This is a genomic window from Vibrio sp. CB1-5, assembly GCF_059412285.1.
Window position 1 is genome coordinate 79181 of the sequence record NZ_JBJHPB010000009.1, and the last position, 13628, is coordinate 92808.

The 13628-nt window shown below is 46.9% G+C and carries 12 protein-coding genes and 1 pseudogene; 10 read left to right on the top strand and 3 right to left on the bottom strand.

All coding sequences use genetic code 11. The features are described 5' to 3' along the window. Positions 1-89 precede the first annotated feature (89 nt). Both arsJ and arsB read left to right on the top strand, forming a co-directional pair. The gene (gene arsJ, locus ACJB0T_RS09020) at positions 90-1310 is read left to right on the top strand and encodes an organoarsenical effux MFS transporter ArsJ (protein WP_479288728.1); all 1221 of its coding nucleotides are present in this window, start codon (positions 90-92) and stop codon (positions 1308-1310) included. A 62-nt stretch (positions 1311-1372) separates the two neighbouring features. Further along, complete coding sequence (gene arsB, locus ACJB0T_RS09025) at positions 1373-2428, top strand: ACR3 family arsenite efflux transporter (protein WP_479288729.1); 1056 nt, start codon at positions 1373-1375, stop codon at positions 2426-2428. Between the two features lie 41 nt (positions 2429-2469). Here the strand turns inward: arsB and ACJB0T_RS09030 are convergent, their stop codons facing one another. The 3 genes and pseudogenes from ACJB0T_RS09030 to ACJB0T_RS09040 all read right to left on the bottom strand — a co-directional run bounded on the left by ACJB0T_RS09030 (position 2470) and on the right by ACJB0T_RS09040 (position 7603). Continuing rightward, a complete protein-coding gene (locus tag ACJB0T_RS09030; RefSeq protein ID WP_479288730.1) occupies positions 2470-3318 on the bottom strand; it encodes a GGDEF domain-containing protein in 849 nt (282 codons plus the stop codon). 241 nt (positions 3319-3559) lie between these two features. Then, a pseudogene (locus ACJB0T_RS09035) lies at positions 3560-5320 on the bottom strand (bifunctional lysophospholipid acyltransferase family protein/GNAT family N-acetyltransferase). 174 nt (positions 5321-5494) lie between these two features. Further along, positions 5495-7603, bottom strand: a complete 2109-nt coding sequence (locus ACJB0T_RS09040) for a TonB-dependent siderophore receptor (RefSeq protein ID WP_479288731.1) — start codon at positions 7601-7603, stop codon at positions 5495-5497. A gap of 227 nt (positions 7604-7830) precedes the next feature. Between ACJB0T_RS09040 and ACJB0T_RS09045 the strand changes: the two genes are divergently transcribed. The 8 genes from ACJB0T_RS09045 (at position 7831) to nlpD (ending at position 13510) form a co-directional block, all read left to right on the top strand. After that, positions 7831-8481, top strand: coding sequence for a PilZ domain-containing protein (locus ACJB0T_RS09045; protein ID WP_479288732.1), 651 nt, complete (start codon positions 7831-7833; stop codon positions 8479-8481). Between the two features lie 200 nt (positions 8482-8681). Beyond that, positions 8682-8963 carry a cell division protein FtsB gene (gene ftsB / locus ACJB0T_RS09050; protein ID WP_112459479.1) on the top strand — a complete coding sequence of 94 codons (282 nt, stop codon included), beginning with the start codon at positions 8682-8684 and terminating at the stop codon, positions 8961-8963. Continuing rightward, the gene (ispD, locus tag ACJB0T_RS09055; RefSeq protein ID WP_479288733.1) at positions 8960-9670 is read left to right on the top strand and encodes a 2-C-methyl-D-erythritol 4-phosphate cytidylyltransferase; all 711 of its coding nucleotides are present in this window, start codon (positions 8960-8962) and stop codon (positions 9668-9670) included. The genes ftsB and ispD overlap by 4 nt, the downstream gene beginning before the upstream one ends. Further along, positions 9667-10146, top strand: coding sequence for a 2-C-methyl-D-erythritol 2,4-cyclodiphosphate synthase (gene ispF / locus ACJB0T_RS09060; protein ID WP_112459481.1), 480 nt, complete (start codon positions 9667-9669; stop codon positions 10144-10146). Before ispD ends, ispF begins: the two co-directional genes overlap by 4 nt. A gap of 11 nt (positions 10147-10157) precedes the next feature. Further along, a complete protein-coding gene (gene truD / locus ACJB0T_RS09065; protein ID WP_479288734.1) occupies positions 10158-11135 on the top strand; it encodes a tRNA pseudouridine(13) synthase TruD in 978 nt (325 codons plus the stop codon). 5 nt (positions 11136-11140) lie between these two features. Beyond that, positions 11141-11908 (top strand): 5'/3'-nucleotidase SurE, encoded by a 768-nt coding sequence (surE, locus tag ACJB0T_RS09070; RefSeq protein WP_479288735.1) that lies wholly within the window; start codon positions 11141-11143, stop codon positions 11906-11908. Positions 11909-11911: 3 nt separating this feature from the next. Next, complete coding sequence (locus ACJB0T_RS09075) at positions 11912-12535, top strand: protein-L-isoaspartate(D-aspartate) O-methyltransferase (RefSeq protein WP_479288736.1); 624 nt, start codon at positions 11912-11914, stop codon at positions 12533-12535. Then, positions 12536-13510, top strand: a complete 975-nt coding sequence (gene nlpD, locus ACJB0T_RS09080) for a murein hydrolase activator NlpD (protein WP_479288737.1) — start codon at positions 12536-12538, stop codon at positions 13508-13510. It abuts the gene before it with no gap. The last annotated feature ends 118 nt before the right edge of the window (positions 13511-13628 follow it).

Below are 13628 nucleotides of genomic sequence, written 5' to 3' on the forward strand. Positions count from 1 at the left end.
CTCTTTAGCGAGTAAAATCAGTGAATAGAAGCCCTCTGATGAGGGCTTTTATTTCTGAATCCTTACCCTTGTTATTAGGCAGAAGAATTATGTTGTCTAACCTTAGCAAAAGCGTTCGCCAGTATATGCTGGTGACTTTCAACTACTGGAATTTCACCATTACCGATGGTGCCTTGCGAATGCTGGTGGTGCTCTACTTCCACGATCTCGGCTACAGTTCGCTTGCCATTGCCTCACTGTTTCTTTTCTATGAGTTCTTTGGTGTCGTCACCAATCTTATTGGCGGCTGGCTAGGGGCGCGTTTAGGCCTTAACCGAACCATGAACATTGGTCTCGGGATGCAGATCTTTGCATTGTTAATGCTGGCAGTTCCAAGCACTTGGCTAACCATTCCATGGGTGATGGCGGCTCAAGCGCTTTCTGGTATTGCTAAGGATCTGAATAAAATGAGTGCCAAAAGTGCCATCAAGACTTTGGTGCCTGACGAGCAGCAAGGCGCGCTTTATAAATGGGTGGCCATCTTGACTGGTTCTAAGAATGCACTGAAAGGTGCAGGCTTTTTTATCGGTGGTTTATTGCTTTCGGTTCTTGGCTTCCAATATGCCGTTGCAGCAATGGCGGCAGTGCTGACACTGGTGTTTATTGGCAGCGTTATCAGCTTAGAGAGCGATATGGGTAAGGCCAAAGCGAAGCCTAAATTCAAACAGATCTTCTCGAAATCAGAGAGTATTAATATTTTATCCGCTGCGCGTATGTTCCTGTTTGGCGCTCGTGATGTTTGGTTTGTGGTTGCCTTGCCAATTTATCTTGGTTCTATCTTTGGTTGGGATCATACCTTAGTCGGTGGATTTCTAGCGTTATGGGTCATCGCTTATGGCGTGGTACAAGGCGTAGCACCAAAGATAACTGGCAAAGCGCAGGGTAGAGTGCCAGATGGAAGTGCTGCTATGTGGTGGGCACTGGCGTTAGCCGTGGTGACTGGCATCATTGCTTACTGTGTTCAGATGCAGTGGAATCCACAGATGGTCATTGTTTTGGGGCTGTTGATATTTGGCGCTATCTTTGCGGTCAACTCTTCTCTGCATAGCTATCTGATTGTGAGCTATGCAAAAGGCGATGGCGTGTCAATGGACGTCGGCTTTTACTACATGGCTAACGCTATGGGGCGTTTGATCGGCACTGTGTTGTCCGGTTGGGTGTTCCAAATAGCTGGCCTCGCTGCTTGCATGTGGGTGTCGTTTGCCTTCTTGGTCCTCACCACTATTATCTCCATTCGCTTGCCAGGCGCGCCTAAAGCGGTTGCAGGATAACGGAATTGAATAAATAAAAGAGTTAATCGTTAAAAGACGATTGACGATGTTGGAGGGTTAACATGTCTCAGCTAGCCATTGAGCAACCAAAAAAATTGGGGTTTCTGGATAGATTCCTAACCTTGTGGATCTTTTTAGCAATGGGGTTTGGCGTGCTATTAGGCGTCGCTTTTCCAAGTCAAATCGAAAGCTTGAATGAGTCAATGACGGTTGGCAGCACCAACGTGCCGCTTGCTATTGGTCTTATCTTGATGATGTATCCACCGCTTGCCAAAGTGAATTACGGTTTGATGGGTAAGGTGCTGCAAGATAAGCAGGCTGTCACTCTCTCATTGGTGATGAACTGGTTGGTTGGCCCGATCTTGATGTTTGTGCTCGCCCTAACTTTCCTTGGCGATGAACCTAGCTTGATGACAGGTGTTATCTTGATTGGCCTCGCACGCTGCATTGCTATGGTATTGGTGTGGAATGATATTGGTGGCGGTAACAAAGAATATGGCGCAGCCTTAGTCGCGCTTAACAGCGTATTCCAAATTAGCACCTATAGCTTCTTGGCATGGCTATTCATTACTGTGTTGCCACCTAAGTTTGGTTTCCAAGGGCAGGTGGTGGACATCTCGATGGCAGAGATTGCCGAGAGCGTAATGATCTATTTGGGCATCCCATTTCTGGCAGGCTTTTTGAGCCGCAAGATCTTAGTCGCGAAAAAGGGTGAGCAGTGGTACAACGACACCTTTATCCCTGCGGTATCACCGATCACGCTTATCGCGCTACTTGCCACTATCGTGCTGATGTTTAGCCTTAAGGGCGAGATGATTGTAGAGCTACCAATGCAAGTGGTTCGTGTTGCGATTCCGTTGACTATCTACTTTTTCTTGATGTTCTTTGTGAGCTTCTTTGTGGCGAAGAGAATGGGAGTACCATTCGATAAGAATGCGTCTATTGCTTACACTGCAACAGGAAACAACTTTGAACTAGCAATTGCTGTTGCGATTGCTGTATTTGGTTTGAACTCACCAGAGGCGTTTGCGGGCGTGATTGGCCCACTAATTGAAGTGCCTGTGCTGATTGCATTAGTGAACTTTACCTTAAAAATGAAGTCTCGCTATAACGCGTAATGACAATAAAAAATGGAGCGTCTTCGCTCCATTTTTTGTATTTAAGACGGATTTTTTAAACTGGCAGAACGCTTGGTATGTTTGGCTTGGTACATGGCGAGGTCGGCTTTTTTCAACGTGATGCGTAAGCTGGTTTGGTAGGGAGCATAACCGATGCTGTGACAAAGCATGGGGTACTGAGCAAAGTTGTCACGAAACAATGCGGAGAGCTTATCTAGCGCTTGGTTTAGCCTTGCTTCATCTTTATCGTGGGTCAAAACCACAAACTCATCACCACCATATCGAACTAAAATGTCTTGTCCGGAGAAAGCTTGACGCAAGCAGCGTGCGAACCGCATCAATACGATGTCGCCCTCACTGTGGCCTGAACTGTCGTTAACGTGTTTGAAGTTATCAAGGTCGATCACTACACAAAAACCAGAATGCCAGTTCACTGAGCTAAGGTAGGCCAGATTGTGCAGCTTGGTGAGTGGATCGGTATACGCCTTTTTTTCAAAAAACTTCACCTCATGATGTAAGTCGGACACATCAAAACTGGTGGTGTAAATGTAAGGTTCGCCATCAATGTACACTTTAAACTTCAGTACATTGAAGTAAGAGACAGAGTTTAAACCTTGAAACGTGAGAATTTTCGGCGCACATTGTCCCGCCTCTATGTATTCCAAGCTGGCATCGTGACACTCTTTGAGCATATCTCCGACGTTGTTTGGTACGAGTTTGGCTAATTGACTGGCATTGAGGCCTATAGGATCTGCATCAGAGTATTGGCGTAACCATGCAGTGAATTGGTCGTTTAGATAAACGTATTGGTGCTGCGCATTGCGAATCGAAAGAAAGCCAGGGAAATGGCGAAATAGCGCCAACGCCTGTTGGTACGTCAAATCTGTCACTGCGAAATCTCATTGTTTCTTTCAACCTCGAAAGCGCTTGGCTAACAGAAGTTTCTGAAAGAGTTATAGTTTTTGAGTGCTTTCTATCATGCCTTTTGCATAAGAACTGTGATGCGTATCATTCTGTGACCAGTTCTCAAGGAAGTTCGTCCTCATTCTCAGTTATGAGACAAGGTGAACACAAAAAAAGCAGCTTTTGCTGCTTTTTAGGTCGTTTAGACGTTCCTACCATTTAAGGCGTCTAGTGGTTGTGATGGTGAAGATAATGACCGGCATTATCGCTACCCATATAGCGAGCAAGGGAGCGCTGCGGGACTCGTCTTAAGTCGACGACAATCAATCCATCGAGAGCATTGTTAAAGTCAGGGTCGACATTAAAGCTGACAAGCTTGCCGTTGAGACTGAGATACTGTCTGAGTAGTACAGGTACGCCTTTGCCTTGATCAAGACGTGCGATAACACGAGAGAGTAACTGCATATCAGCCAGCGCGGACAGTAACTGAGCGTTCCAGTTGGGATGAGAAGTAAGCTTGGGTGGGTTGGGGGCACTGACATGCTGAGCACTGTCTTGGTCATAGTGATGCAAGGTCATGGTATCAGTGAGCAATTGTCTTGCGACATCGCTATAGTCACTACTGATACTGACCGGACCAAACAAGTGGGTATAGTCTGGGTGACGATGCACAAACTCGGCGATCCCCTTCCAAAGCAGCAAAAGTGCACTCATACTCTTCAGCAATCACGCTACGACCCATTTCAATCGATTTGCCCATGGTAGCCAAAAAAGGGTGTTCATAGTCAAAAAGAGTGCGCGAATAAAGACCTTGAATGCCGTGTTTCTCTAGCAATTTATCAACCAGACCAAGACGGTAAGCTCCCACTAATTTATTGTTCGCTTTGTCCCAAATAAATAAGTGTTGGTAATCCTTATCAAAGTGGTCGATATCCAGTGCTTGCCCGGTTCCTTCGCCTACCAAACGGAAGTTGTGTTCTCGCATGCGTCCAATCTCATGCATCAAGGCAGGAATATGATCCATGGTCGTGCAGTAGACATCAAACTCACCGCTAGACAGTAGGTGGTGCTGCGATGGTAGCTGGTCGATATCGTTCAGCAGTTCACTAAAAGGTAGAGCAGAGGCAACTGGCTCTGGGTGTGCTAGTGATGACGACTGTGCATTAAGGTTCGTTGCTGCTGTTGGCGTTTGGCTTTGCTTAGTAGATAAGTATTGAGACGAAGATAGTTCACCAGTTGACGATTATCTAAGGTATTGACCTCTTTGAACTTGATGGCTTCCCCAATAGAAATGCTTATGGGGCGATTTTTCTTGTTCAGTAGTTCACGGCCGAGCATGGCCGTTCTAAGCATTGGGTGAACCTTGCCCGCGAGATAAAAACGTTTGGAGTTAAGGCCGCCAATGTGAATTGGGACGGTCAGTGCTTTGTTTTTCTTGATGAGCGTGCTGACCGAGCGGCTCCACTCTTTATCCTCGAGGCGAAGTGCTTTGCTGTCGACCAGTTGTGAGACTTCGCCAGCAGGGAACACTAACAGTGCGCCACCTTGTTCGAGGTGATGATTGGCTTGGCGTAACGCACGGGTATTGGATTTATGTGCATTCGCACCATCAAATACATCAACGCCAATAAATAAAGGTTCGAGTTCGGGAACCAGTTTCAGAAACTCATTGGCTAGGATCTTCACATCTTTGCTGCGTTGCAGCAAAAGCTCAGCCAATATGACGCCCTCAACACAGCCCAATGGGTGGTTGGCGACAATGAGGGTCGCTCCCGTTTGAGGCAAATTATCTCGACTTCCAGTAACAATGTGATAATCAATGCCCAAGATCTCGAGTGCAAAACGAAGAAAACGCTCGGTATCACAACCTGGTGGACGCTGTGCATATAAGTGGTCTAATACAGAAAGGCCGGTAGCCCACTCGGCAACATTTTCTGCAATGCCCAGTGGGGTTTTTCTCGGTAAGCGAAACGGGCTGGTGGTATCCATAGCAACCTCTAAACAATTTCCATGTAATGTCGTTAAGAGGGTATGACGTCTATATGTCAGAATTGCGTAGACTAGATGGAAGATGGATGACGTATTGATGTCAAACTGGTGACGAGATTGACAATAAGAAATAAAAAAGAGCGCCGAAGCGCTCTTTGTATAAGAAAGGGATAGTTAGAATGAAGCGTTGACCGACAGTTTAAAGCGGCGCTCATTGCCATAGTGTACGTCCGTAACTACACCGTGGCTGGTGCTGTCACCCGTGCCTGATACATATTCGGTATCAAATAGGTTTTCGATGTTGAAGCGGAAATCCCAAGTTACATAGTCGCTGCTGATTTTGTGCGATGCACCGGTATCCACGCGGGTGTAACCATCAAGTGTGACTGTGTTGGCGTTATCTGCCCAGCGCTCACCTTGATAGAACAAGCCGATATTAAATGCTGTCGCGTCAGTAAATGCGTAGCGTGTCCAAACAGAGCCAGACCATTCAGGTACGTTTGCTGGAGTCTTATCTTGATATAAGTCGTGCTTGTCGTACTTGGCATCTAGGTACATGGCAGATGTCATCACAAACCAGCTATCGGATAGCTGACCTTGCGCACCAGCTTCAGCGCCACGGTGGTGTTGATTACCATTTTGAGTAGTGAAGCCATTCTCTTCGATACTGATATTACGTTTTTCGATATCAAATAACGCACCCGTCAACAGTAAGCGGTTATCCAAAAGCTCCCACTTAGTACCCAATTCGTATTGGCGGCTCTTTTCTGGCGTACGCTCAGTGATAGAGCCATCATCATTGACAACATTGTCGACTGGATTGAAGCTTTCCGAGTAGTTAGCATAGATGCTGCCGGAATAGTTTGGATGATAAATCACGCCAAATTTCGGTGAGAATGCTTGGCTGTCATTCGCGCCTTTCACGGTTTCACCGTTACTATTAGTGCCATCTTTGAAGTACTGATCGTAGCGGCCACCCACAAGCGCTTGCCACTGGTCGTTGAAAGTAATCAGATCTTGCGCATAGATGCCGTAGAAGTGGTTGCTACTTTCGTAGGCAGTATCGTCATTGTGATAGTCTAGACCTGGATTTTTAGGAGATTCGCCTGGTTTGACATTGATGGAGCTACCTTTAACTCGCAGCTGAGTGTAGTCATAAAACTGACCGTTAACGCCAAGCAGTACTTGGTGATCAACATTAAGTGCTGTGAAATCACCATGTAAGTCAGCATGGAATGCTTGGGTCTTCCAGGTATCATGACGGTCAAACGGACTCATTGTGTAGCTGCCATCGACGATGGTTTGATCCGTCGGTTTTGGGCTAGAGTCATAACGGTGACGCTTCATATGCTGTGAGTTATAGCTGAAGTTAGCGCGCCATTGTGAGTTGATGAACACATCAAGATCAGCACCCCAGTTTTCCACATCGTTGTTGATGAATGACCAAGATGCATCGCGGATCATATCACGATCACCAATTCGGTTGCCTTGCATGTCTAACCAAGAACCCGTATCCAGTGGCGCATTGTCGTTGGTCTTTTCATAGTTAACAGACAACAGACCCCAGTCAGACAGATCCGCTTCAATTACACCATAGCCTAGAAAGCGATCACGCTCGCGTTGTTCACCATTAGCATATTGACGAGATTCCACTGCGTCTTGTTTCACCAGCACAGTGCGACCTCTCAATGTGCCAGATTCATTAAGCGCACCAGAAGCGTCAATGTGATAGCGAGTGCTACCAAGGTGGTCGATATCGGTACCAACATTGACCTGTGGTGTCGCGGTTGGCTTTTTAGACACCATGTTGATCATGCCACCAGGCGCCGAGTTGCCGTAAAGCAGGCTCGACGGTCCTTTGATAACCTCGATACGATCTAAGGTCTCAATTGGCAGCATGTAATGAGTAAAGAGTGAGTGACCGTTTCTTAGATAGCCATTGGTCGACGAAAGCTCAAAGCCACGCAGATAAAATACTTCGCGATTCCACTTTTGAGAGCCAGCATTCACGCTGGCGTCGTTTTGCAGTGCTTCACCTAATGTGGTGGCCAACTGCTCATCGAGCACAATTTCAGGAATGACGTTTACCGACTGAGGAGTTTCTAGCATGGTGGTGTCAGTGCGCATGGCGCCGCTGGCACTATCGACTTTATAGTCGTCGAAGCTTTGGGCGTGTATTACCAAGGTTTCGTCAGTTGTTGTTGGTTCTGATTGGGCAAATACCGGAGAAGTATTGAGTGCAAGTACCACTGCACTGCAAAGTGTGGTCACTTTGAAATTCATTGGGGCTATCCTAGCTCGATTATCCGAGACAATTGTTTTTGTTATTAGCAGAACAAACCTGAAATAGGTCTACGATTGAACTGCGAAATAAATGCTAATGCGATTTATTATTATTTGCAATTAAAATAAATGTAAGCATTTGTATCTTTTGTAGGTACAAGGGATGGATTGCATAGAGCTGGTAAATAAGGTGTAATTATCTTGTTGTAATTAAGGAGGTTCTATCAATGGAATGGGGACAAGAACAACAAAAACAGAGCTACCGTTTCTTGCAGCCGGGAATGAAACTTACCTTGTCTTCGGTGAGTGATTTAGACATCAAAGGCGTGGCTATCACCTTGCTTGGCTACAAGGTTGATGAGTTTATTGTCGTTGACACCTCAGGACTGACTCCGGCTGTACAGCAGCAAATCAATGACGGTGAGTTTGTGGTGCGTGGACTTTCCGATACCCGTTTTGGTCACGTTATTGCTTTTCGCTGCCGTGCTCTTTCCAGTTCAGAATTGCCTTGCAGCCATCTCTTCTTATCATCGCCGACCGAGTTTGTATCCAAGCCGATCCGCGAGCATTCTCGTTATAAGCTCTCGATGCCTTGTACCGTGTTTTATGGTCAATCCTCTATAGAGGGTAAAATCGTCGACTTCTCTCTAGCAGGATGTGGGGTCCACTTAGAACAAGCTCATGACTTTTGTAAGGGGCTAGAGGTGAAAGTGGAGTCGGCACTGAATCAGTTTCTGCCTGCTGGGATGGTGTGTGAGGTGGTAACAGTGCGAAAGCAGGGGCGCGGTAGTTTGTTAGGTATCCAGTTTAACCAGCAAGTGCTGATGTCGAACCGCTTAAAGACCACCTTAGCGGAACTGTCCCTCGCAGTTTCCTAGTTCTGACTTCATGTCATAGAAGCACTGCTGCGCTTACTTAAGTACGCTGAACGTCAAGCCAGTGGTATGCGCTCGTCAAGATTAAGCTAGTGGGTGCTCACTTTTGTGCCTAGGATGCAACAATGCTTTTTCTTCGCTTATTTCAAGGTGTAAACTGTGCTATATAAAGAGCAGAATTTCTCAATGGAATGTTCCGACTTATGCGTATCTTCACTCTTGTGCTGCTAATGGTTTTTTCTTGGCTTCAATACACCCTTTGGTTTGGAAAAAACGGCATTGTTGATTTCCAACAAGTGGATACAGAAATCCAAGTACAGCAACAAGTTAATGGCAAATTACAAACTCGCAACGATGAAATGTTTGCCGAGATTGACGATCTTAGACAAGGGTTGGATGCCATTGAAGAGCGAGCACGACATGAGCTAGGAATGATTCAACAAGGAGAAACCTTCTACCGAATCATAGGTGAGGACAACCAATGATCCCTGAGCATCACCCTATTATTGCTATCGTACCTGCTGCAGGTGTTGGTAGTCGCATGCAAGCGGATATTCCCAAGCAATATCTCAAAATCCACGAACAAACCATTCTTGAGCACACCATAGAACGTTTGTTGGCGCATCGAAGTATCGATAGTGTCATCGTTGCTATTAGTGACGGAGACCCATACTTTGAAGGCTTATCGTTTATCTCGGATAAGCCTGTCATACGAGTGTCTGGTGGCAGTGAACGAGCAGATTCAGTGCTGTCGGCCGTTGAATACGTTAAAGCGCGTGTTCCTAATGCGTGGTGCTTGGTTCATGATGCAGCAAGGCCGTGCATTACCCATGAGGATATTAACAAACTCATCTATGAAGTAAGCACTCACCCGGTTGGTGGTATACTCGCAGCCCCCGTGAAAGACACGATGAAGCGCGCCAACGATGCACAAGGTATCGACCATACTGTTGATAGAGCGGGTCTTTGGCATGCACTAACCCCGCAGATGTTTAAAGTGGAATTACTGCACAGCGCGCTTAGTGATGCGCTCGCAGAAGGGGTCACGATCACTGATGAAGCATCAGCGGTCGAGTGGACCGGCTTGTCTCCACTGTTAGTCGAAGGGCGCAGCGATAACATTAAAATTACTCGTCCAGAGGATCTCGCTTTGGCGGAGTTTTATCTCAAAAATAAGGAATTAGAACAATGAGAATAGGTCATGGCTTTGATGTACATAAGTTTGGTGGTGAAGGCCCTGTTATCATTGGCGGTGTCGCCATTCCTTATGAACAAGGGCTAATTGCTCATTCTGATGGTGATGTGGCTTTGCATGCGTTATGTGATGCATTGTTAGGCGCTATTGCGGCGGGCGACATTGGCCGTCATTTTCCTGACACGGATGAAGAGTGGAAAGGAGCCGATAGCCGAGCATTGCTGCGTGATGTCTACAGTAAGGTCAAATCACAAGGTTATGAGTTAGTGAATGCTGACGTCACCATCATGGCACAAGCACCAAAGATGGCTCCGCACATTGAAGCTATGTGCCAAACTATAGCCGCGGATTTGGAAACCGACATTGGCAACATCAATGTAAAAGCAACCACGACGGAAAGACTCGGTTTTACAGGACGTAAAGAAGGTATCGCCACAGAAGCTGTGGTTCTGATCAACAAAGTAACGTCCTAAAGGCAAATATCATGACTGATGTGTTAGACAACCTGAATTATCTTCACGGCAAACCTGCGGTTAGCGCTAAGTTTAAAGCCAGCAACCAAGACTTCGTTGTGAATGAGGTTTTGGGATTTGAGTTCGCGGGAGAAGGGGAGCATTTGATGCTCCAAATACGAAAAAATGGTGAAAACACCAGTTTTGTCGCCAATGAACTGGCCAAAGTGTGTGGCGTAAAATCGAAAGATATCGGTTGGGCTGGTCTTAAAGATCGTCATGCCGTGACTGAACAATGGCTAAGCGTCCACTTACCAAAGAAGAACGTACCAGACTTTAGCGCCTTCTTAGCGCAGTATCCTAGTATTGAGATAGTGGCGACAGATTGGCACAACAAAAAGTTACGTCCGGGCGATCTTGTAGGCAATGAGTTTGCGATCCGTTTGACTGAGGTGTCTGACGTTGAAGCACTGAAAGCGCGTTTAGCGCTGGTTTGTGACTCTGGCGTGCCAAACTATTTTGGTCAGCAGCGTTTTGGACACGATGGTAACAACGTGAGCGAAGCGAAGCGTTGGGGGCGCGACAACGTGCGCACTCGCAATCAGAATAAACGCAGCTTGTATCTATCTGCAGCGCGCTCATGGATCTTTAACCACATTGTTTCAGAGCGTTTGCAGCAAGACTGCTTCAATACTGAACTAGCTGGGGACATTCTTGACGAAACTGGGATGATCACCGCGGCATTGGCAGGTGATAATGCGCTACCTACCACGGATGATGCCGAGCTGCTTGAGCAACGCATTGTCGATCAAGAGCCTGATTTGATGGCACTTATCCGCGGGAATCGCATGCGTCACGACAGACGCGCTATTGTGTTAAAGCCTGACTCATTGAATACACAATGGGATGAAGACTCGGTAACACTAAGCTTTTTCTTGGATTCAGGGAGCTTTGCGACCTCGATTCTTAGAGAGCTGGCAAATGTAGAAGAAGTAGAAAGGCAATTCTAGGATTCATGGAAACAAACAAACAGAGAATCAAAGTCCTCATCAGCAATGATGATGGCGTACACGCCGAGGGAATTCGCACATTAGCGGCGGAGCTGGCAAATATTGCTGATGTAACTATCGTTGCACCAGACAGAAACCGTTCGGGTGCATCGAACTCATTAACACTAGAGCAACCGCTGCGTGTTAATGAAATTGAACCCGGTGTTTTCTCGGTTCAAGGAACGCCAACAGATTGTGTGCACTTTGCGCTTAATGAATTGATGAAAGACGATCTTCCCGATTTGGTTCTGTCTGGCATCAACCATGGGGCTAACTTGGGCGACGATGTGCTCTATTCTGGTACGGTAGCAGCGGCTATGGAAGGGCACTTTCTAGGGGTTCAATCCATCGCTTTTAGTCTGGTTGGTAAACAGCACTTTTCCGCAGCGGCGATCGTCGCTCGTCAATTTGTAGAACGTCATTTAGCGACTCGTGTACCGACTAATCGACTGTTGAATATTAACATTCCAGATAAGCCGCTGGCGCAGCTTGGTGATGTTGCGGTGACTCGATTGGGTGCCCGTCACCATGCTGAGGCGATGATTAAGCAGCAGGATCCAAGAGGACACGACATTTATTGGTTGGGACCTCCGGGGAAAGAGCAGGACGCCGGAGAGGGCACCGATTTTTACGCGGTTGAACATGGGCGCATTTCTATTACGCCACTGCAGGTGGATTTGACCGCACATGAGTCAATTGGTGCGATGGAACGTTGGGTGTCAGGGAGAGAGTAATTAATGAACCCACAAGCAGCGAAATTAGTGGAGTTTATCCGAGCGCACGGTGTGGCTGATACCCGTGTGCTGGATGCTATTTTTTCCGTACCCCGTGAGCAGTTCGTCTCACAAGCGATGATTCACCAAGCCTACGATAACAACGCTTTGCCTATTGGGGCTGGGCAGACGATTTCTCAGCCCTACATTGTCGCGAGAATGACAGAGCTGCTTGAGCTAACACACGATACTCGAGTGCTGGAAATCGGGACTGGCTCAGGCTATCAAACTGCCGTGCTGTCGCAGTTGGTGGAGCATGTCTATTCGGTTGAGCGAATAAAGGCACTGCAATGGGAAGCCAAGCGCAGGCTAAAGCGTCTTGATATTTATAATATTTCCACCAAACACGGTGATGGCTGGCAAGGCTGGCAAGCCAAAGGGCCGTTTGATGCCATTATCGTCACGGCTGCAGCTTCCGAAGTCCCTCAAGCCCTATTGACCCAGCTCAATGATAGTGGACGTTTAGTGATCCCTGTCGGTGATAATGAGCAACAACTATTAAAAATCACTCGTAAAGGTGATAGTTTTACTACCGAAGTTATTGAATTAGTGAGGTTTGTTCCTCTCGTAGCAGGTGAATTAGCGTAAATGCAAAAGCGGCTAAAAGCAGTGGTCTCCGTTGTTTTTTTGTCCAGTGCACTGGTTGGGTGTGCTGGGCATTCGCCTGCGCCTGTCTCAAATCTGGGAGGCAAGTACGATAGCGTTTCTCGAGGCAGTTATCGTGGTAGTTACTATGAAGTGCAAAAAGGGGACACCCTATATTTCATCTCATACGTCACGGATAAAGATGTTAAAGATCTGATAAGACTCAATAATCTCAAGAAACCTTACACGATTCACCCTGGTCAACGCTTGAACTTATGGCGTCCGGTCTATTCCCCTCCGGCATTTGCAGGTTCTGGCTCTGGTGAGGTTGTAACCGCCTCTGCAGCAACGGTTGCCGCGAGTTCGAGTGCTGCGACAGCTGCGTCAAAACCGCCGGCAAAAGCGGGTAGCTCATCAACGCAAAATAGTCAAAAAACCGCCGCAAAGAAGGTTGATCAAACTCAAACAAAGGAGTATGGTGAGGCTAAAGGTAAACAAAATGTTAACAACACTAAACCCCAAACGGTAAAACAGACAACCAAGCCAGCCGCGAAGCAAACCGTCGCCAAGGCGAAACCAGCACCGAAACCGGCGCCAAGCACAGCGGCAAAAGTATCGAGTTGGGTCTGGCCGACTAAGGGTCGTGTCATAAAGAACTTTTCTGCAGGGGACCAAGGAAATAAAGGAATCGATATTGCAGGCCGCAGAGGCCAAGATATCGTCGCCACTGCAAAAGGAACCGTGGTTTACTCAGGCAACGCACTACGTGGTTATGGAAACCTCGTTATTGTTAAGCATAACGACAATTACCTAAGTGCTTACGCTCACAATGACAGACTATTGGTATCGGAAGGACAAAGTGTTAAAGCCGGACAAAAAATCGCTACGATGGGAAGCTCCGGAACCAACAGCGTTAGACTGCACTTTGAAATTCGTTATCAAGGAAAATCAGTAAACCCAAAACGCTACTTGCCGTAACTGCCGTATAACGAATACACCATACGAAAAGCTACTTGCAATTTGATTGACTTAATCAGAGAAAGTTAGCGACATAGTTGAGTTGTCATGTCTTGCTAGCTCGCCAGGGGGAGGCGCT

Excerpts from the sequence above, each read along its gene's own strand:
- ACJB0T_RS09075 (WP_479288736.1), top strand. The coding sequence starts at position 11,912 with ATGAACCCACAAGCAGCGAAATTAGTGGAGTTTATCCGAGCGCACGGT.
- arsB (WP_479288729.1), top strand. The coding sequence starts at position 1,373 with ATGTCTCAGCTAGCCATTGAGCAACCAAAAAAATTGGGGTTTCTGGAT.
- surE (WP_479288735.1), top strand. The coding sequence starts at position 11,141 with ATGGAAACAAACAAACAGAGAATCAAAGTCCTCATCAGCAATGATGAT.
- ispF (WP_112459481.1), top strand. The coding sequence starts at position 9,667 with ATGAGAATAGGTCATGGCTTTGATGTACATAAGTTTGGTGGTGAAGGC.
- arsJ (WP_479288728.1), top strand. The coding sequence starts at position 90 with ATGTTGTCTAACCTTAGCAAAAGCGTTCGCCAGTATATGCTGGTGACT.
- nlpD (WP_479288737.1), top strand. The coding sequence starts at position 12,536 with ATGCAAAAGCGGCTAAAAGCAGTGGTCTCCGTTGTTTTTTTGTCCAGT.
- ftsB (WP_112459479.1), top strand. The coding sequence starts at position 8,682 with ATGCGTATCTTCACTCTTGTGCTGCTAATGGTTTTTTCTTGGCTTCAA.
- truD (WP_479288734.1), top strand. The coding sequence starts at position 10,158 with ATGACTGATGTGTTAGACAACCTGAATTATCTTCACGGCAAACCTGCG.
- ispD (WP_479288733.1), top strand. The coding sequence starts at position 8,960 with ATGATCCCTGAGCATCACCCTATTATTGCTATCGTACCTGCTGCAGGT.
- ACJB0T_RS09040 (WP_479288731.1), bottom strand. The coding sequence starts at position 7,603 with ATGAATTTCAAAGTGACCACACTTTGCAGTGCAGTGGTACTTGCACTC.
- ACJB0T_RS09045 (WP_479288732.1), top strand. The coding sequence starts at position 7,831 with ATGGAATGGGGACAAGAACAACAAAAACAGAGCTACCGTTTCTTGCAG.